Origin of the sequence: Streptacidiphilus melanogenes (genome assembly GCF_000787835.1) — a bacterium.
Taxonomy (GTDB): Bacteria; Actinomycetota; Actinomycetes; order Streptomycetales; family Streptomycetaceae; genus Streptacidiphilus; species Streptacidiphilus melanogenes.
Map to the genome: position 1 here is coordinate 54,231 of NZ_BBPP01000036.1, position 18,642 is coordinate 72,872.

General features: G+C 72.6%; 16 protein-coding genes. 10 read left to right on the forward strand and 6 right to left on the reverse strand.

Annotated features, from left to right (window positions below; all coding sequences use genetic code 11):
- Positions 1–71: 71 nt before the first annotated feature.
- From TR49_RS29615 to TR49_RS29650, 8 genes are all read left to right on the forward strand, one after another.
- Positions 72–1,277 carry an FAD-dependent oxidoreductase gene (locus TR49_RS29615; protein ID WP_042387049.1) on the forward strand — a complete coding sequence of 402 codons (1,206 nt, stop codon included), beginning with the start codon at positions 72–74 and terminating at the stop codon, positions 1,275–1,277.
- Between the two features lie 561 nt (positions 1,278–1,838).
- A complete protein-coding gene (locus tag TR49_RS29620; protein WP_201776239.1) occupies positions 1,839–2,927 on the forward strand; it encodes a glycosyltransferase in 1,089 nt (362 codons plus the stop codon).
- Positions 2,928–2,965: 38 nt separating this feature from the next.
- Positions 2,966–4,000, forward strand: a complete 1,035-nt coding sequence (locus TR49_RS29625; protein WP_042387051.1) for a hypothetical protein — start codon at positions 2,966–2,968, stop codon at positions 3,998–4,000.
- Between the two features lie 25 nt (positions 4,001–4,025).
- The gene (locus TR49_RS29630) at positions 4,026–5,390 is read left to right on the forward strand and encodes an FAD-dependent oxidoreductase (RefSeq protein WP_042387053.1); all 1,365 of its coding nucleotides are present in this window, start codon (positions 4,026–4,028) and stop codon (positions 5,388–5,390) included.
- Between the two features lie 6 nt (positions 5,391–5,396).
- Positions 5,397–6,074 (forward strand): TenA family protein, encoded by a 678-nt coding sequence (locus tag TR49_RS29635; RefSeq protein ID WP_042387055.1) that lies wholly within the window; start codon positions 5,397–5,399, stop codon positions 6,072–6,074.
- Positions 6,075–6,129: 55 nt separating this feature from the next.
- On the forward strand, positions 6,130–7,344 hold the full coding sequence (locus TR49_RS29640; RefSeq protein WP_042387057.1) for a cytochrome P450: 1,215 nt from the start codon (positions 6,130–6,132) through the stop codon (positions 7,342–7,344).
- A gap of 13 nt (positions 7,345–7,357) precedes the next feature.
- Positions 7,358–8,062, forward strand: coding sequence for an SDR family NAD(P)-dependent oxidoreductase (locus tag TR49_RS29645; RefSeq protein ID WP_042387058.1), 705 nt, complete (start codon positions 7,358–7,360; stop codon positions 8,060–8,062).
- Positions 8,063–8,102: 40 nt separating this feature from the next.
- The gene (locus TR49_RS29650; protein ID WP_042387060.1) at positions 8,103–8,876 is read left to right on the forward strand and encodes an SDR family NAD(P)-dependent oxidoreductase; all 774 of its coding nucleotides are present in this window, start codon (positions 8,103–8,105) and stop codon (positions 8,874–8,876) included.
- A gap of 70 nt (positions 8,877–8,946) precedes the next feature.
- Here TR49_RS29650 and TR49_RS29655 read toward each other — a convergent pair whose 3' ends face one another.
- From TR49_RS29655 to asnB, 4 genes are all read right to left on the reverse strand, one after another.
- Positions 8,947–9,642: a class I SAM-dependent methyltransferase gene (locus tag TR49_RS29655; protein WP_052434745.1), complete on the reverse strand. Its 696-nt coding sequence runs from the start codon at positions 9,640–9,642 to the stop codon at positions 8,947–8,949.
- A 122-nt stretch (positions 9,643–9,764) separates the two neighbouring features.
- Entirely contained in the window at positions 9,765–10,583 is an 819-nt protein-coding gene (locus TR49_RS29660; RefSeq protein ID WP_042387062.1) for an ABC transporter permease, read from the reverse strand.
- Between the two features lie 16 nt (positions 10,584–10,599).
- The gene (locus TR49_RS29665; protein ID WP_236653581.1) at positions 10,600–11,583 is read right to left on the reverse strand and encodes an ATP-binding cassette domain-containing protein; all 984 of its coding nucleotides are present in this window, start codon (positions 11,581–11,583) and stop codon (positions 10,600–10,602) included.
- A 224-nt stretch (positions 11,584–11,807) separates the two neighbouring features.
- Positions 11,808–13,667, reverse strand: a complete 1,860-nt coding sequence (gene asnB / locus TR49_RS29670; protein WP_042387064.1) for an asparagine synthase (glutamine-hydrolyzing) — start codon at positions 13,665–13,667, stop codon at positions 11,808–11,810.
- A 332-nt stretch (positions 13,668–13,999) separates the two neighbouring features.
- Here asnB and TR49_RS29675 point away from each other — a divergent pair, with 332 nt between their 5' ends.
- Positions 14,000–15,073: an ArsR family transcriptional regulator gene (locus tag TR49_RS29675; protein WP_052434746.1), complete on the forward strand. Its 1,074-nt coding sequence runs from the start codon at positions 14,000–14,002 to the stop codon at positions 15,071–15,073.
- Positions 15,070–16,305: a cytochrome P450 gene (locus tag TR49_RS29680; protein WP_236653582.1), complete on the forward strand. Its 1,236-nt coding sequence runs from the start codon at positions 15,070–15,072 to the stop codon at positions 16,303–16,305. Before TR49_RS29675 ends, TR49_RS29680 begins: the two co-directional genes overlap by 4 nt.
- 241 nt (positions 16,306–16,546) lie before the next feature.
- On the opposite strand, the gene TR49_RS29685 is transcribed toward TR49_RS29680, so the two are convergent.
- Together TR49_RS29685 and TR49_RS29690 are read right to left on the reverse strand one after the other, a co-directional pair.
- On the reverse strand, positions 16,547–17,416 hold the full coding sequence (locus tag TR49_RS29685) for an NAD(P)H-binding protein (RefSeq protein ID WP_042387066.1): 870 nt from the start codon (positions 17,414–17,416) through the stop codon (positions 16,547–16,549).
- Positions 17,413–18,627: an FAD-dependent oxidoreductase gene (locus tag TR49_RS29690; protein ID WP_042387067.1), complete on the reverse strand. Its 1,215-nt coding sequence runs from the start codon at positions 18,625–18,627 to the stop codon at positions 17,413–17,415. The genes TR49_RS29685 and TR49_RS29690 overlap by 4 nt, the downstream gene beginning before the upstream one ends.
- Between the last annotated feature and the right edge of the window lie 15 nt (positions 18,628–18,642).

Genomic DNA, 18,642 nt, shown 5'->3' on the forward strand with positions numbered 1-18,642 from the left:
GCAGTGCCGATCGGGCCGAAAACGTACGCGATTACCAAGAGCAATCCCGGATCCTTGAACAGGAGTTCGTCATGACTGACAGCACCGCACGCAGCGCCCTCGTCATCGGCGGCGGCATCGCCGGTCCCGTCACCGCGCTCGCGCTGCGCCGCGCGGGCATCCAGGCCACCGTGTACGAGGCCTACAACACGAGCGACGACGGCGTCGGCGGCATGCTCGGCATCGCCTCCAACGGCATCAGCGCGCTCGACGTCGTCGGCGCGGGCGACGCGGTCCGCGGCATCGGCATCGCCGTCAAGTCGATGATTCTGCAGAGCTGGACGGGCAAGCGGCTGGCCGAGTTCGGCACCATGCCCGGCCTCGACCCGACGCAGACCGTCTGGCGCCACGAGCTCTCCCGGGTGCTGCGCGAGGCCGCGCAGGCCCAGGGCATCCGCTACGAGACCGGAAAGCGCCTGGTCACCGCCGAGGAGTACGGCGACGGCGTCAACGCCGTCTTCGAGGACGGCAGCACCGCCCGCGGCGACATCCTGGTCGGCGCGGACGGCATCAAGTCCGTGGTCCGCGGCCTGATCGACCCCAGCGCACCCGGCCCCCGCTACACCGGCCTGGTCGGCATCGGCGGCCGCCCGCGCGGCCGGATCTCCGGGGTGCCGCTGGGCGACACCGGCATCATGTTCATGATCTTCGGCAAGCAGGCCTTCTTCGCCTACCAGGTCTACCAGGACGGCAGCGTCGGCTGGTTCGCGAACCTTCCTCGCCCGGAGCCGATCTGGCACGCCGAGGCGCAGGCCATCGGCGCGGAGGAGTGGCTGCGCCGACTGCGCAAGATCTTCGCGGAGGACCGCACGCCCGCCCCCGCGATCCTGGCGCATGCGCGCCCCGAGGACCTGATCATCGTGGGCGGTCTGCAGGACATGCCCACCGTCCCGCACTGGAGCCGTGGGCGCATGGTTCTGGTCGGCGACTCCGCGCACGCGACCTCGCCGAGCTCCGGCCAGGGCGTCTCGGTCGCGGCGGAGAGCGCGGTCGAACTGGCCCGCTGCCTGCGGGACCAGCCCATCGCCCAGGCCTTCCGCACCTACGAGTCGATCCGCCGCCCGCGGGTGGAGCGGATCATCCAGAACGCGGCGCGGACCAACAGCCACAAGGCCGCGGGCCCGATGGGGCGGGTCATCCGGGACACGATCTTCCCCATGATGATCAAGTTCGCCAAGCCGGACCGCTTCGCCTGGCAGTTCGCCCACCGCATCGACTGGGACGCGAAGGTGCACTGACGCTGCGCTGAGCAAGCGAGCCGGTTGCACTCACCTCAAGGGGCGCGGGGCTGTACCCGATACGCGGCTCCGCCGCACGGGCACGACCCGACCACAGGCCTCGCACCCCAGGTAGTTGCACCCAACCAGGGGCGCGGGGCTGTACCCAATAAGCGGCTCCGCCGCGCGGGCGCGACCCGACCGCAGGCCTCGCACCGCAGGTGGTTGCACCCACCCGGGGGCGCGGGGCTGCGCCCGAAAAGCGGCTCCGCCGCGCGGGCGCGACCCGACCGCAGGCCTCGCACCGCAGGTAGTTGCACTCACTCAGGGGCGCGGAGAACTGCGCGAAAAGCCACTGGTGTGCGGATGGTCCTCAACGCGGAGGGCCATCCGCACGGGGTGGTTGCTCGCGCCGTTCCTCGCGCCCCTTGATAGTGCAACTCAAGTCCCTGCCTAGTGGTTGCTGCTGCCATGGGCCGCATGCGGATGGTGTTCACGTGTTGGGCTTGGCCGACGCACCTGCATGCGATGGTGCCGTTGGCGTGGGCGGCGCGGGCCGCGGGGCATGAGGTGGCCGTCGCGGTGCCGCCGGCGCTCCGCGGTCTCGCCGCGGCGAGCGGGCTGCCGTATGCGGTGGTGGGGCGGGACGTGGACGCCGTGGCGGCGTTCCGGGAGATCGTGTCCGCCCCGGGGGGCGGGGGCGGTGGCCCCCGGGTGCTGAAGCTGATCGGGGCGCTCACCGAGGCGATGGCCGAGGACCTCGCCGACCTCGTCGGCGGCTGGCGGGCGGACCTCGTGGTGCACGACCCGACCGCCTTCGCGGGGCCGATCGCGGCCGCCGCCGCAGGCGTGCCCGCGGTGCGGCACCTGTACGGGACGGACCTGCTCGGCGCGCCCGCCGCGCGCAACTTCCTGCCGGCGGTGCTGGAGCCGGTCGCGGACCGGCTGGGGCTGGGCGCGGTGGACCCGTTCGGGGTGGCGTCCGTCGACCCGTGCCCGGGGTCGCTGCAACTGCCCACCGCCTCGCGGCGGCTGCCGATGCGGTACGTGCCGTCGAGCCCGCACGGGCGCTCCGTCGCCCCGCTGCCGCCGCGCGGCTCCCGCAGGCGGGTCGCGGTGACCTGGGGGACCACGCTGGACCGGCTCGACCCGTCGCTGCACCTGGCCGGAGAGGTGGCCCGGGCGATCGCGGGGCCGGAGACCTCCGTCGTGCTCGCGGTGACCGCCGAGCAGGCGTCGCGCCTGAGCGAACTGCCGCCGTGGACCCAGGTGGTGAGCGACGGCGCGCTGCACCAGGTGCTGCCGGGGTGCGACGCCGTCGTCGCGCACGGCGGGGCGGCGAGCATCCTCACCGCCGTCGCGGCCGGAGTGCCGCAACTGCTGCTGCCCCGACTGCCGGACCACGTGCGGCACTCCGCGCGGCTCGCGGAGGTGGGCGCGGGGCTGGTCGTGCCGGCCGTCGAGGCGCAGGGGCAGCCGGAGCTGGTGCGCGAGCGGCTGGCCGCACTGCTGGACGAGCCGGGCTACGCGGCGCGGGCCCGCGAGCTCGGTGCGGAGTCGCGGCTGCAGCCGTCCCCCGCCGAGGTGGTCACCGAGCTGGAACTGCTGGTCACCACCGAGACGGCGGCGGACCGTCCAGTCGGACTCAAGCCGGGCTCCGCTCCCCGATGACACGCTCCACTCGTCGGCGAGTCGAAGGGGGTTCCGGCATGGCCAAGGAAGTGTCCGACCACGAGTCATTCGCCATCCGCCACCGGGGCGGGGTGATGTTCGAACGGTACGACATCGATCTGCATCTGCACCCCTACCTCGGCTACGCGCTGGCCCGGAACCACCGCTCCGCGATCATCAACACGGACGAGGAGGGGTTCCGGCACGCGGACTCCCCGTTCGGGTCCGTCGACGGGCCCGGCTGGCGCGCCGCGGGGGGCGGCGGCGTCGTGCTGGGCAACTCCACCGCCTTCGGCATGGCCGCGCAGTCCGACCACGGCACCGTCGCCTCCCACCTGGCCCTGCTGCGCGGCGACCGGCAGCTCAACCTCGGCGTGGTGGGCGGGAACTCGGTGCAGGAGGTGATCGCGGGCCTGCCGTACCTGGACCTCGCCGACACGGTGGTGGTCTTCAGCGGCGCCGGCGACTACTGGACCTCGCTGGCCTCCTGGACGCCCCACAGCGCCTGGGGGCCGCTCTTCTTCGAGGGCACGCTGACCTCGCTCACCTCGATCCCGCTGTTCCAGCTCGCCGCCGTCGCCTCCGGGGCCGACCCGGACTGGCGGCCGCAGGCCCAGCCGAAGCCGGAGGCGGCCGACCGGCCCGACTTCGCCGACGTGGTGGAGCGTGTGGAGGCCGCCGCCGCCCGGCAGGTCCGGAACCTCTCCGTGGTGCAGCGGCTGGCCCGGCCGGGCGCGCGGCTGCTGTTCGCGCTGCAGCCCTTCGCGACCCCGCGCAGCCGCGAGCTGAGCGCGGCGGAGATGGAGCACTTCGACTTCCACATGCCGATGTTCGGCCAGGAGAAGAACCGCCCCTTCGAGCACCACTGGGGCCGCTTCGCCGAACTGGTGGCCAAGGGCTGCTCCGAGCTCGGGGTGCCCTTCACCGACGTCTCCGCGGACCGCTTCGAGGGCTTCGCCTTCTCCGACCACTTCCACCTGACCGACGAGGGCAACCGGCAGGCCGCCGTGATGATCCACGAGGCCCTCGCCGCGCTGCCCGCGCCGACCGCGCCCCCGACCGCCCAGCCGTGACCTGAGGATCCCGAGGAGCCGACCCATGCCGCAGCCCACCCCGGACGCGGAGCTCCGCGTCCTCGTCATCGGCGCCGGGACCGGCGGCCTGTGTCTGGCCCACGGGCTGCGGCGCGCCGGTATCGACGTGCAGGTCTTCGAACGGGACGCCACCCGCGCCGACGGCCTGCACGGCTACCGCGTGGGCATCGACCCCGACGGCAGCCGGGCGCTGCGCGACTGCCTGCCGCCCGAGCTCTACGACACCTTCGTGGCGACCTGCGCGAAGGCGCCCGAGTACGTCAACTTCCTCACCGAGAAGCGCGGTGAGCTGCTCTCCGTGGGCGGCTTCACCTCGGACGACCCGGACCCGGTGGACAGCGAGAAGTCCGTCTCCCGGATGACGCTGCGGCAGGTGCTGCTGACCGGCGTCGAGGACGTGGTGCAGTTCGGCAAGGTCTTCACCCACTACACCGAGGAGCCGGACGGGCGCGTCACCGCGCACTTCGAGGACGGCACCTCGGCGACCGGCACGGTCCTGGTCGCCGCCGACGGCAGCAACTCCCGGGTGCGCCGCCAGTACCTGCCGCACGCGGAGCTGAAGGCGCTCGGCCCGATCGGCATCACCGGCAAGGTGCCGCTGACCCCGGAGACCCGAGCCCTGCTCACGCCGAGGATGCAGCGCGGCATCTCGATGGTCTACGCCCCGCACGCGTACTTCTGCATCTTCCACGTCATGGAGTTCCCCTGGGACGAGGGCGGCCGACCGAAGAGCGGCATCGGCTCGGCCGACGCCGAGCTGCTGGCGAGCTGGCCGGGGCTGACCTACGACAACTCCCGGGACTACGTCGACTGGGGCCTGGTCACCCAGTCCCGCCAGCTGCCGGCGAACGTGATGGAGATGAAGAGCCCCGACCTGTACCGGCTGGTCGCGGAGCGGACCACCGACTGGCACCCGGACTTCCGCCGCCTGTTCGCGCTGGCCGACCCGAACAGCTGCTTCCCGATCAACATCCGCACCTCGGTGCCGATCCCGCAGTGGGAGACCACCCGGATCACGCTGCTCGGCGACGCGATCCACACGATGACGCCGGGCCGCGGCGTCGGCGCCAACACCGCGCTGCGCGACGCGCGCCTGCTCTGCCGCAAGCTCGTCCAGGCCCGCGACGGCGAGCTGCCGCTGCTGGACGCGATCCGGCAGTACGAGACCACGATGATCGACTACGCCTTCGACGCGGTCCGCAAGTCCGCGCGCTCCGGCGGAGGTTCCGGCCCCAGCGCGCCGGTCATCGGCCGCGCCCTGCTGGGCCTGCTGCGAACCGCGATGCGGATCGTCAACCACCTGCCCGCGGTGAAGAACAAGATGGCCGAGGGGCACCGCAGCTACCGCGGCCACGGCCGGGAGGAGTAGCCCGCCATGACCACGGAGACCACGGCCACCCCGCTCCACAAGGAGCTGCTGGAGCTGGCCGCGCCGGTGCGCGACAGCGTGCTGCGACACCGCTTCTGGACCGGCCTGCGCGAGGGCGGCCTGCCCGCGACGGCGCTGGCCCGCTTCGTCGAGCAGGACACCGCCCACCTGCTGCCCGCCTACGCCCGGGCGCTGGCGCGCTGCGCGGCCGCCGCTCCCGAGGACGGGGACACGCAGCTGTTCGGCCAGTCCGTCATCGGCACCCTGGAGGCCAGGGACGGACTGCGCGCCGCCTACCGGCAGCTCGTCCCGGAGCTCGACCTGCCGCTTCTGGCCGCGACCACCGAGGCGCTGCCGGCGACCGCCGCGCACGCCTGCTTCTTCGGCGCCGCGAGCGCCACGAGCTACGCCGCGGGCGTCGGCGCGCTGCTGCCGATGGTCTGGTTCAACGCCGAGGTGAGCGACCACCTGCGTGACCACGTCGTGCCGGGCAGCCGGTACGCGCAGTGGATCAGCGTCTACCACCCGGGGGACGGCTACCGCTACGCCGTGCAGGCGTTCCTGGACCTGACCGACCGGTTCGGCGAGAGCTGCTCGGCGCGCGACCGGCAGGTGCTGAAGTACCACTTCGCCCAGGGCATCCGCTATGAGCTCGCCTTCGCCGAATCCTGCGCGGGCGGCTGACTGCCGCTCGGTTTGCTCCCTCCAACGACCGTCGACCGTCGCGAAAGGGCGGCAGATGACCTTCACCGAAATCGACCTGATGGATCCGCGCTCCTTCGCCGACGGGGTTCCGCACGACTACTTCCGGCAGCTGCGCGCGCTCCCCGGGCTGCTGCCCGGGACCGACGACGACGGCGAGCGCTTCTGGTACGTGGTCAGGCACCGTGACGTCTCGTCCGTCTCCCGGGACGTGGCCCGCTTCTCGTCCAGCCCGACCACGATGACCTCGGTGCGGAAGGTGGACCCGAGCCCGCCGATCATCACCTTCCAGGACGCGCCCGAGCACACCCGCGTCCGCAAGCTGACCTTCAAGGCCTTCGCGCCCGCCCGGTTGGCGCTGCTCGCCGAGCCGATCCGCCGGATCGTCGACGAGCTGCTCGACGAGTGCGTCGCCAAGGGCGAGTTCGACCTGGCCGAGGACGTCGCGCTGAAGCTGCCCTTCGCGGTGCTGCTGGAGCTGCTGGACATCCCGGACGAGGACCGGACGATGATGCTCGGCTGGGCCCGGGCCACCGTCAACCTGGGCGACCCCGAGTACGACGACAGCATGAACGGCTCGGGCGACAACTCCTTCCAGAAGATCTACGACTACCTGATCGACCTGGCCCACCGCCGGGCCGCGCAGCCCACCGACGACGTCTTCTCGATGCTGCTGGCGGCCCGCTGGGACGGCAGTCGGCTCGGCCTCGCCGACCGCCTCTCCCCCGACGAGGTGGGCCTGTTCGCCTCCACGCTGATCACGGCCGGCAGCGAGACGACGTACTGCTCGGTGACCGGCGGCGTGCTGGCCCTGCTGGAGAACCCCGACCAGCTGGAGAAGCTGCGCGGCGACCGGGAGGCCCTGCTCGGCACCGCCACCGCCGAGGTGGTGCGCTGGGTCACCCCGGTGACCCACTTCGCCCGCCGCGCCCTGGTGGACACCGAGGTGAACGGCCAGGCCGTGGCGGCCGGGGAGCGCGTGGTGCTCTGGTACAGCTCCGCCAACCGCGACGAGGAGGCCTTCGCCGATCCGGACCGCTTCGACGTCGGCCGCGCCCGCAACCCGCACGTCAGCTTCGGCGGCGGCGGTCCGCACGTCTGCATCGGCAACGGCCTGGCCTCGATGGAGCTGCGCGCCTTCCTCGACGGGGTGCTCGACCTGCTGCCGCGGCTGGAGATCACCGGCGAGCCGGTGCGTCCCGAGACCAACTTCATGAACAGCGTCAAGCACCTGCCCATGCGCGTGCGGTGAGGGGAGCAGCAGCGTGAGCACTTCAGAACGCACCGCGCTGGTGACCGGTGCGAACCGGGGCATCGGCCGGGCCGTCGCCGCCGAGCTGCTCGGCCGCGGTCTCCGGGTGGTGCTGACCGCGCGCCGGTTCGACGACGCCCGCGGGGCCGCCCTCGAACTCGGCGCGGGCACACGGCCGCTGGCGCTGGACGTGACCGACGAGGACAGCGTCAAGCGTGCCGTCGCCGAGGCGGGGCCGGTCGACGTGCTGGTCTGCAACGCCGGAGTGCTGCTGGACGCCGGGACGGACCCGCTGTCGGTGCCGCTGGACCTGGTCGAGCAGACCCTGCGGGTCAACCTGCTGGGCACCTGGCGGGTGCTGCAGGCCTTCGTGCCGCCGATGGTGGCGCGCGGGCACGGCAGCGTCACCGTCATCTCCAGCGGGACGACGGCGGAGTTCGGCGGCCGTCTCTTCGGCCGCACCCCCGGCTACTCGCTCTCCAAGAGCGGCCTGAACGGGCTGACCACGCTGGTGGCCGAGCACACGGCCGGCACCGGCGTCACCGTCAACGCGGTCAATCCGGGCCGGGTGCGCACCCGGATGATGCCCACCCAGGAGCAACTGCCGGAGCAGGCCGCCCGGTTCGTCGCCGACGTCGCCCTGCTCCCCACCGACGGCCCGACCGGCCAGTTCCTTACCGAGCACCGCCTCACCGAGGGCGAGCGCCGCGCGTCCTGAGCCGCCCGCCGACAACCGCGAACAACCCATTGGAGGACCGATGCAGATCGACATGGCCGGCAAGACGGCCGTGGTCACCGGCGCGGGCAGCGGGATCGGGCTCGCCTGTGTCCGCGCCCTGGCTGGTGCGGGCGCCGAGGTACTGGGCGGTTCCCGGACCGTCAGCCCCGAGCTTCTGGAGGCCACCCCGCACGTCATGGAGGTGGACCTGCTCACCCCCGACGGCCCAAGCGCCCTGATCCAGCACGCGCTGGACAAGTTCGGCGGCGTCGACGTGCTGGTGAACAACGTCGGCGGCGGCGTGAAGCTGGCCAAGGGCTTCCTCGACATCGAGGACGAGACCTGGCTGCACACCTTCGAGCTGAACGTGATGACCACGATCCGGGCGACCCGCGCCGCGCTGCCGAGCCTGGTCGAGCGCGGGGGCGTGATCGTCAACATCGGTTCGATGAACGCGCACCTGGCCGACCCGACGCTGGGCCACTACTCGATCGCCAAGGCCGCCCTGTCCAACCTCGGCAAGGCGCTGTCGGCGGAGTACAGCTCGCAGGGTGTGCGGGTGAACACCATCTCCCCCGGGCCGGTGCGGACCCGGCTGTGGACCAACCCGCACATCGCGGAGCGGCTCGGCATCACCACCGAGGAGTTCCTGAAGATGGTGCCGAAGATGGCGGGCCTGTCCACCGGCGAGATGATCGAGCCGGACGAGATCGGCACGCTGGCCCTGATGTTCGCCTCCGGCCGGATCCGCAGCGTCACCGGCGCCGACTACCTGATCGACGGCGGCATGACCCGCCCGCCGGCCCGCGACTGACCTCCGGGCGCCAGGCCCGCGCGAAAGGCCCCCACCGCGCGGTGGGGGCCTTCGTCGTGCCCGCGGACGCTCAGCCGGCGACGGCGCGGAAGACCGCGACGGCGCCGCGGATCCGGACGGTCACCTCCGGGAAGTACTTCTTCAGCTGGCGCTCCAGACCGGCCGGGTCGTCGCCCTGGTTCTGGAAGTTCCCGCGCTTGTGCTGCTCCAGGAGCATGTTCCGGGTCAGCTTGTTCATCGGCACGCCCTCGGCGAGCACGGAGGTGCCGAACAGCACGCCGCCGGGGCGCAGCGTCTCGGCCACGTGCTTCAGGATGATGCCCTTGCCGTCCCAGCCGCCGGGGATGGTGTGGAAGACCAGGTTCATCGCGGCCGAGTCGAAGTGGCCGGACGGCAGCGGCAGCGGCTCCATCAGGTTGGCCTGGCAGGTCTCCGGCCGGTAGCGGGCGAGGACCCGGGCGGACATGTCCAGGCACTCGCGGCTGAGGTCCAGCAGGGTGATCTCCGGGTTCGCCGGGAACTTGGCCTTGTCGACGAAGTAGCCGGTGCCGGGACCGATGTCGAGGTGGCGGCGGCCCACCTCCTCGTCGTAGAGGCGGCGCATCACGCTCGGCGGGCAGCGCCAGACCACCGGGCAGAAGACGCCGAGCACCCACTTGTCGTAGATGGCCAGCTTGCCGCGCGTGTACACGGCCTGGGCGTGCACGATCCGCGGATCGAGCTCGGCCTCGGGGCCCGGCTCGGTGCCGGGTTCGACACTCGTCATGGCGGGAGTTCCCTTCGGGACGTGACGGACGTTCGGGGACGGTGCGGGAGGTGCGGGAAGAGATCCGGCCCCGCTCCGACGGAAGGACGGGAGCGGGGCCGGCGGTCGAGCCTTGCGCGCTGTCAGCCCGCCGCGCGGCGGAACTTCGCGACGGAGATGACGGAGAAGGCAACCAGGATCCCGACCGCCCAGAACAGCGAGCGGATCACGAAGTGACCGGGGCCGTGGCCGAGGAAGGCCTGCGAGTGGCTGCCCAGGGTCAGCGAGCGGACCGCGTTGGCCATCGCGGTGACCGGCTGGTTCTCCGCGAAGGCGCGCAGCCAGCCCGGCATGGTCTGGGTGGGCACGTAGGCGCTGGACGCGAAGGTGACGATGAAGACGATCATGGAGACGCCCTGCGCCGCCTTCACGTTGCCCGCCAGCAGGCCGACCGCGATGAACAGCCAGCTGAAGGCGAGCCCGAAGACCAGGCAGAGCCCGAAGGCCTCGAGGCCGCCGAGGACCGACGCCTGGAGACGGAAGCCGACGGCGAAACCGACGGCGGTGGTGACCGCGAGGACGATCGCCAGGATGCCGGTGTCCGCCACGACGCGGCCGGTCAGCATCGCCGCGGTGGAGAAGGGCATCGACCGCAGCCGGTCGATGAAGCCCTGCTCCATGTCCTCGGCGATGCCGATGGCCGTGCCCAGCGTCTGGAACAGCACGCCGGCGGTGATGAAGCCGGGGACCGAGAAGTCGACGTAGGGCAGGCCGTGAGCGGTGCCGATCGCGCCGCCGAAGATGAAGCGGAACGTCAGCATGATGGCGGACATCTGCACCAGGGAGAGCACGACCAGCTCGGGACGGCGCAGGAAGGTGACCGTGGTGCGCTTGGCGAGCAGGCCCGTCCCCGTCACGATGCCGGCGCGGCCGGTACGGATGGTGGGCGTCAAGGTAGTCATGTCGTGGTTCTCCTGCTCAGGCCGTCTCGAGGGTGGCGGCGCCGACCGACTCGGCGGAGGAGGTCTTCTGGCCGGTCAGGGCGAGGAAGACCTCGTCCAGGCTCGGCTCGCGGACCGCGATGTCGGCCAGCACGGCGCCCGAGTCGCGCACCGCGGTCAGGCCGTCGATCAGCCACTGCGCGGCGCCGTCGTCGGCGCCGACGCTGATGCGGCGGGTCGACTCGTCGATCTCGGGCGCCGCGACGCCCTCACGGGTGAGCGCCTGGGCCACGAGCGGGATGTGCGCGCGGTCGCGCACGTGCACCTCGAGGATCTTGCCGCCGATCCGGCGCTTGAGCTCGGCCGGGGTGCCGGAGGCGACCGTGCGGCCCTGGTCGATGATGACGATGTTCCTGGCCAGCCGGTCGGCCTCGTCCAGGTACTGGGTGGTGAGCAGCACGTCGGTGCCGCGCTCCACCAGCGCCTCGATGGCGTCCCACAGGTCCAGGCGGCTGCGCGGGTCGAGACCGGTGGTCGGCTCGTCCAGGATCAGCAGCCGGGGCTGGCTGACCAGGCTGGCGCCCAGGTCGAGCTTCCGCCGCATACCGCCGGAGTAGGTGCGCACCAGGCGGTCCGCGGCCTCGACGAGACCGAACAGCTCGAGCACGGCCTCGGCGTTCGCCTTGGCCTGCTTCGCCGACTGGCCGAAGAGCCGGGCGACCAGGACCAGGTTCTCCCGGCCGCTGAGCGCCTGGTCGACGGCCGCGTACTGGCCGGCCAGCCCGATGACGCGGCGGACCGACTCCGCCTCGCGCCGGACGTCGTACCCGCAGACCTTCAGCTCGCCCTCTTCGGGGCGGATCAGGGTGGAGACGGAACGGACAAAGGTCGTCTTGCCGGCGCCGTTGGGGCCGAGTACGGCCACCACCTGGCCTGACTCGACCTCGAGCGACAGGCCGTCGAGGGCGGTCTTCTTCCCGAAGCGCTTGGTCAGGCCCCGGGCTTCAATGGTCAGCGTCACAATCTTCCACCTCATAGGACGCGGGTCGGTTGGGGACGGCAGGTCTGGCCCCGCCGGCGGCAGCCGGCGGTACTGGCCCGTGGCCGAAAACGATCGTCGGACGGGCTTTTCTGGCCTCCTGCCACGAGGCGGCGACAGTCACCTGCCAATGGAAGTGGCAAGGGATCGAGGGGGGCTCGAACAACGCTCGAGCCGCACGAGCCGACGGAGTGATATGCGAACTGTCAGACGTCGATCTGTACTTGATAGTGCGTCAGCCAGGCGTTGAACTGCAACGCAGTTTCGATGTGCATCCGGATCGGCCAGTCGTTGGACTCCGCCGGCTGCGCCAGCATCTGCCGCGCCGCGTCGTGGTTCAGGAACGGCTGCATGGGCGCGTTCCGGTCATTCAGCAGCGCCGACAGCTCGCTGTGCAGCATCCGCAGGTACTCCGGATCCTGGGTCACCGGCCACGGGCTCTTCTTCCGCTCCAGAACCGACTTCGGCAGCAGCTCCCCCACCGCGGCGCGCAGGATCGACTTCTCCCGGCCGTCGAAGGTCTTGAACGACCAGGGGGTGTTGTACAGGTACTCGACCAGCCGGTGGTCGCCGTAGGGGACGCGCAGCTCCAGCCCGTGGGCCATGGAGAGGCGGTCGCCGCGGTCCAGCAGCATCGGCAGCCAGCGGGTCAGCGTCAGGTAGCCGATCTCGCGCATGCGCCGCTCCTCGGGGCTCTCGTCCTCCTGGTGCGGGGCCTCGGCGGCGGCCTCGTGGTAGGTCTCGTTGTAGTAGCCGGCCATGTCCACCCGCTCCAGCAGACCCAGGTCGAACAGGCCGCGGCCCTGGCCGTTGAGAGAGCTGGGCTGCAGCGCCTCGTGGGCGACCCACGGGAACGCCTTGGTGTTCACGGTGTCCGGGTTGAACATCCAGTTGTAGCCGCCGAAGATCTCGTCGGCGACCTCGCCGACCAGCGCGACCGTGGAGTGGGTGCGGATCTCCTGCGAGGTGAGGTAGTTGGAGGTGTCCATGTCCCCGAGCGTGGTCGGGGCGTCCTGGGCCAGCAGCACCTTGAGCCGGGTCTCCGGGTCCATCAGGTCCTTGGGGCTGAGCCGGATGTTGATGTGGTCCGACTTCACGTGCTCGGCGACCTCGATGGCGAACGGCTCGTCCGGCGAGAAGCGCACGTCGTCCGGGCGGAACTTCTCCGCGTACTCGTCGAAGGTGGTGACGAAGGTGCGGATCCGCTGCCCTTCCAGCCGCCAGCGCCAGCGCGCGGCGAGCGCGGTGATGCCGCTGGAGTCCACACCGCCGGAGAGCGCGCTGCACAGCGGCACGTCCGCGACCAGCTCGCGCAGCACGATGTCGTCGAGCAGCTCGCGCACGGTGCCGACGGTGGCCTTCAGGTCGTCGGTGTGCTCGCGGGCGGTCAGCGCCCAGTAGCGGCGGCGGACGGTGCCGGTGCGGGACAGCGTCAGCGAGTGGCCGGGCGGCAGCTCCCGCATGTCGCGGAAGACGGCCTGGCCGGGCTTCTTGGCCACGGCGAACATCTCCCGCAGGCCGTCCGCGTCCACGACGGGACTGACCGCCGGGTGGGCCAGCAGCGCCTTCGGCTCCGAGCCGAAGAGCAGTTCGCCGCCGGGAAGTTGGGCAAAGAACAGCGGCTTCACGCCGAGCCGGTCGCGGACCAGCAGCAGCTCCTGGCTGCGCACGTCCCACACGGCGAAGGCGAAGATGCCCTCCAGCCGCTGCGCGCAGTCCGCGCCCCACTCCAGGTAGGAGCGCAGCACGACCTCGGAGTCGCTGCGGGTGCGGAACCGGTGGCCGCGCGCCTCCAGCTCGCTGCGCAGCTGCTTGAAGTTGTAGACCTCGCCGTTGTAGACGAGCACGGCGCGCACGGCCCCGTCCTCCTCGGCGACGAAAGGCTGGGTGCCGTCGGCGATGTCGATGATCGCGGTCCGGGTGTGCCCGAGCGCCGCGTGGCCGCTCAGCCAGACGCCGCGGTCGTCCACCCCCCGGTTGGCGAGCGTGCGGGTCATCGCCTCCAGCACGGTCCGCTCACTTGTGAGGTCCCGCTCGAAGTCGACCCACCCGGCGATGCCACACATCAGCGTCTCCCTCAGTCGTTTCGGCGCGGCGAGCATGCGGGCGCGGCGTCGAGACGGGCTCGACCGGGGCTAGGGCCCGGCTTGCGGGTCGGGCCGACCGCGACACCCGCGGCTCCGCCGCCCGGGCCCGCGGCCTCGGGCCCCTGGGGAACCCGCGGCCGGAGGCCGACGGAGTCGAGGGCGCGACCGGCGCCGACCAGCCCCTGGACCCGCCCGGCCGGATGCCGCCTCCAGCGGTGTCAAAGCGGCGTCCCAGCGCGGTTCGAGGCGTCCGGCCGACCCTGTCGACGAAGAAGGCCCGCAGATGAAGGCCCGCAGAGAGGTGGACGTCGATGACTGCACAGGAGCGCACCCCCGCTGCTCCCCAGGGCACGGCCGGCTGGTTCGACATCGGACTGCCGCCGCAGAAGCAAGTGCTGGGCTTCCTCTATGCCAAGTGGGCCATCGGCGCGCTGCGCGGCCTGGTCGAGGTGCGCGCGTTCGACGCCCTCGCCGACGGGCCGCGCACCGTCGCGGAGATCGCCGCGGCGACGGGCACCGCGGAGGACCCGCTGTACCGCGTGCTGCGGGCGGTGGCCGCGGCCGGCGTGCTGGCCGAGCGCGAGGACGGCCGGTTCGAGCTGACCGAGCGCTCCGCCGGTCTGGTCGACGGCGCGCAGGACGGCATCCGGGACATGTTCCTGTTCACCTCGGACCCGATGCTGTGGCGCCCCTACGAGAACGTGGCCCACGCGCTGCGCACCGGCGAGCCCGCGTTCAAGGCCGCCTTCGACACGACCTTCTACGAGTACACCAAGGCCAACCCGGCCAGCGGCGCCGTCTTCGACCGCGCAATGCAGCAGAACAGCTACCCGGGCACCGACGCGGTCTTCGAGGGCTTCGACTTCGGCCGCTTCGGCAGGATCGCCGACGTGGGCGGCGGCCGCGGCCACTTCCTCGTCGAGCTGCTGCAGAACAACCCCGGCACCACCGGCGTCCTGGCCGACCAGGAGCACACGGTCGCCGAGGCCAAGCCGCTTTTCGAGGAGGCCGGCCTGCTGGACCGGGTCGAGATCGTGCCGACCGACTTCTTCACCGCGGTGCCCGCGGGCTGCGACGCCTACTTCATCAAGCACACGCTGCACAACTGGGACAACGACAACGCCGAGCGGATCCTGCGCCGCATCCGCGAGGCGATCGGCGAGAACCTCGACGCCCGCCTGCTCATCGTCGAGAACCTGCTGCGCGGCGCCGGCCAGTGGGACATCGGCAAGCTCATCGACGTCGAGTCGCTGTCCGTTCTCGGCGGCCGCGAGCGCAGCCTCGCCGAGTGGGACCGGATCGCCGGCGCCGCCGGGTTCACCCTGGCGAACGAGCCCGTGGCCGGTGACATCGCCCTGCTCGAGTACCGGCCGGTCAAGCCGTGACCGCGGAAGTCGTGCAGGGCCTCACCGCGGCGGAGCTGCCGGACCCGATGGTGATGCCGTCGCGGCGCCAGTGCCCGCTGGATCCGCCGCACGAGTACGCGGCGCTGCGCGAGGAGCGCCCGTGGAGCCGACTGCGGCTTCCGGGCGGCCGCGTGGGCTGGCTGGTCACCCGGCACGAGGACGCCAGGGTGGTGCTGACCGACCCGGCCTTCTCCCCGCCGCTGATCCAGGTGACGCCCAACGTCGACCTCCCGCTGCCGGCGGAGGAGCTGCAGGTGCCGCCGGGCATGTTCTCGGCGATGGACCCGCCCGAGCAGTCCCGCTACCGGCGGCTGGTGAGCCGCCACTTCACCCGCAAGCGCTCGCGCGAGCTGAGCCCGCGGATCCAGCAGATCGTCGACGAGCAGCTGGACGGCATGGCGGCGTCCGGCTCTCCCGCGGACCTGGTGCGGTGGTTCGCGCAGGCGATCCCCACCCGGGTCATCACCGAGATGCTGGGCATCCCGGAGGAGGACCAGGAGGAGTACCACCGCTGGGTCATCGCCGCGCTCACCCTGGCCACGCCCGAGGCGGAGCTGCGGGAGGCCGGCTCGGTCATCGTCGGCAAGCTCGCCGCGCTGGTCGCGGCGAAGCGGGCGCACCCGCAGGACGACATCATCAGCGGCCTGCTGCTGGACGACGAGCGTCCGCTGACGGACGAGGAAGTCGTCAGCATCAGCGTGCTGCTGCTGATCGCCGGCCTGGAGACCACCGCCAACATGCTCGGCCTCGGCGCTTTCGCGCTGCTGGAACATCCCGAGCAGACGGCGAAGCTCCGCGCGGACGAGAGCCTGATGGACAACGCGATCGAGGAGCTGCTGCGGTATCTGACGATCGTGCAGTTCGGGCTGACGCGCACGGCGCGGGTGGAGACGCGCATCGGCGACCGGGTCATCCCGGCCGGCGAGACCATCGTCGTCTCCCTGGCGGCGGCCAACCGCGACCCGGAGGTCTACCCGGACGCGGAACGCCTCGACCTGCTCCGCGCCGAGACGGCGCACATGGCCTTCGGCCACGGCGTCCACCAGTGCCTCGGCGCGCAGCTCGCGCGCGTGGAGATGAAGATCGCCTTCACCACGCTGCTCCGCCGCTTCCCCGACCTGCATCTGGCGGTCCCGGCGTCGGAGGTGCCGACGGGCGAGGACAAGGTCTTCTACGGCGTCCACGAGCTGCTGGTCGCCTGGGGGGACTAGACACGTACGAGAAGGAGCCGGGCGCCGACCCCAGCAGGGGAGGCTACCCGGCTCCTTTCGCTGCACCTGCCTCAGGGGCGCGGGGCTGTGCTGATGTGCGGCTCCTCCCCCAGCCTTCGGCCGGAAGGTGCCCCCAGCGTGGGCGCGACAAGCCACCGGCGTGCGGACGGTCCTGACGCGCAGGGCCCTCCGCACGGGGTGGTTTCTCGCGCAGTTCCCCGCGCCCCTGGGTGGGGTGCAACTACAGCGTGAGCGGGAGGGGTGCGGTCCTGAACGCCGCGAGGTTGCGGGTGAGCCAGGTGTCGAAGGTGGTGGCCGGGCGGCCGGTGAGGTGGCGGACGGCGAGGGTGGGGCGGCCGCCACGGGTGGGCTCGGGGGCGGCGAGGGCGTCGAGGAGGCCCTGGGCGAAGGCCGGCGGCAGGCCCGCGCCGACCATGCCGGCCACGGCGTCGCGGGGGGCCGTCTCGACGTAGCGCAGCGGGCGGCCGAGCGCGGCGGAGAGGCGGGCGACGAGCTGGGGGGAGGTCAGGGCCTCCGGCCCGGTCAGCTGGTACGGGCGGCCGTGGAGGCCGGGACGGGTGAGGCAGACCGCCGCCGCCTCGGCCACGTCCGCGGGGGCCACGACGGCGCGCGGGACGTCGCCGTGGCACTGGTAGACCGTGCCGGACGCGGCGATCGTGGACTGCCACTGGAGGATGTTGGTCATGAAGCCGGACGGCCGCAGCGCGGTGAACTCCGGGACGGCCGCGGCGAAGGCGGCCTCCGCCTTGGCGTGGTCCACGCCGTAGCAGCCGGCCGCGGGCTCGATCGCGGCGACGGAGGAGAGCTTGACGACGCGGCGGACGCCCGCCGCGGCGACCAGTTCGGCCGCGGCCAGCTCCTGGGTCAGCGCGTCGGGGCCAAAGGAGAGCACGAAGACGGTGTGCACCCCGTCCAGCGCGGGGGCGAGCGTCTCGGGGCGGTCGAGGTCGCCCTCGGCGACCTCGAGGCCGGGGGCGGGGGTCAGCCGGGAGGCGTCCCGGGTGAACGCCCGCACGTGGTGGCCGCCCTGGAGCAGACGGGCGACCAGGGGCCGCCCGATGGTGCCGGTGGCGCCGATGATCAGGATCATGAAACGGCTCCTCTCTCGAGACTCGACGCCGCGGCCGGGGGCTGCCAGTCGCCGACCATGGCCATGCCCTCCTGGCCCGCCGAGGGCGGCAGGAGGCGCAGCCGCACATTGCGGCGGAGCAGTTCGACGCGGCGCTCGGTCAGCTTGGTCTCGCCCATGCGGCGGGAGGCGACGGCGATGCCCTGGGCGCGCGGGCGGCGCAGTTCGTCGTAGCGGGCCAGCGCGAGGACCGGGTCGGCGTCGGGATCCGCGGCCGACTCGGCCAGCAGGTCGGCGAGCACGACCGCGTCCTCCAGGGCCTGGCAGGCGCCCTGGCCGAGGTCGGAGGTCATCGCGTGCGCGGCGTCGCCGAGCAGGGCGATCGGCCCGCGGACGAAGCTCGGCAGCGGTTCGGCCAGCTCGAAGACGTCGTGGCGGAGCACCCGCTCGGGCGGGGTCGCCGCGAGGAGGGCCGGGATCGGGTCGTGCCAGCGGCCGAAGCGGCGGCGGACCTCGGCGTACTCGTCGGGGAAGCGGTGGCCCTCCGGCGTGTTGGCCACGGCGAACCAGTAGACGCGGCGGTCGGTCAACGGCATCCGGCCGAACTCCAGGCCGCGGCCCCAACTGCTGCCGCCCGGTTCGAGGGTGGGGTCGACGTCCTCGGCGATGCCGCGCCAGACGCTGTGGCCGCTGTAGCGCGGCGGCGGCAGCTGCGGCCACAGCTGCGCCCTGGTGGCGCTGTACGCGCCGTCGGCGGCGACGACCACGTCGGCCTGCAGCGTCAGGCCGGCACGGGTGCGCACCTCCGCGCCGCCCGCGGCCAGCGCGGCGACGTGGACGACCTCCGCGTCGGTCACCAGCGCCTCGGCCGGCAGCGCCTCGCGCAGCACGGTGTGCAGCTGCGGGCGGGTCAGGACGGAGATGAACAGGCCGTGCTCGGCCAGGAAGGACGGGTCGGCGGGACGCTGGAGCCGCCGACCACCGCGCGTGCGCAAGCCCTCTCCCCCGGGGGCCATCCGGGCGGAGAGGGCTTCGATGCGCGGGCCGAGGCCCAGGTGGTCCAGGGCGCGGCGGCCGTTGCTGAGCAGGGAGATCCCCGCGCCCTGCTCGCGCGGGCGCGCGGCCCGCTCCAGCACGGTGACCCGCCAGCCGGCCCGGTGGAGCCCGAGTGCGGCGGCGAGCCCGCCGATCCCCGCTCCGACGACGACGGCATGGCGCTCGGAGCTGGGCATCGAGGATCTCCTCAG

Excerpts from the sequence above, each read along its gene's own strand:
- TR49_RS29615 (WP_042387049.1), top strand. The coding sequence starts at position 72 with ATGACTGACAGCACCGCACGCAGCGCCCTCGTCATCGGCGGCGGCATC.
- TR49_RS29625 (WP_042387051.1), top strand. The coding sequence starts at position 2,966 with ATGGCCAAGGAAGTGTCCGACCACGAGTCATTCGCCATCCGCCACCGG.
- TR49_RS29630 (WP_042387053.1), top strand. The coding sequence starts at position 4,026 with ATGCCGCAGCCCACCCCGGACGCGGAGCTCCGCGTCCTCGTCATCGGC.
- TR49_RS29635 (WP_042387055.1), top strand. The coding sequence starts at position 5,397 with ATGACCACGGAGACCACGGCCACCCCGCTCCACAAGGAGCTGCTGGAG.
- TR49_RS29640 (WP_042387057.1), top strand. The coding sequence starts at position 6,130 with ATGACCTTCACCGAAATCGACCTGATGGATCCGCGCTCCTTCGCCGAC.
- TR49_RS29650 (WP_042387060.1), top strand. The coding sequence starts at position 8,103 with ATGCAGATCGACATGGCCGGCAAGACGGCCGTGGTCACCGGCGCGGGC.
- TR49_RS29655 (WP_052434745.1), bottom strand. The coding sequence starts at position 9,642 with ATGACGAGTGTCGAACCCGGCACCGAGCCGGGCCCCGAGGCCGAGCTC.
- TR49_RS29660 (WP_042387062.1), bottom strand. The coding sequence starts at position 10,583 with ATGACTACCTTGACGCCCACCATCCGTACCGGCCGCGCCGGCATCGTG.
- asnB (WP_042387064.1), bottom strand. The coding sequence starts at position 13,667 with ATGTGTGGCATCGCCGGGTGGGTCGACTTCGAGCGGGACCTCACAAGT.
- TR49_RS29675 (WP_052434746.1), top strand. The coding sequence starts at position 14,000 with ATGACTGCACAGGAGCGCACCCCCGCTGCTCCCCAGGGCACGGCCGGC.
- TR49_RS29685 (WP_042387066.1), bottom strand. The coding sequence starts at position 17,416 with ATGATCCTGATCATCGGCGCCACCGGCACCATCGGGCGGCCCCTGGTC.
- TR49_RS29690 (WP_042387067.1), bottom strand. The coding sequence starts at position 18,627 with ATGCCCAGCTCCGAGCGCCATGCCGTCGTCGTCGGAGCGGGGATCGGC.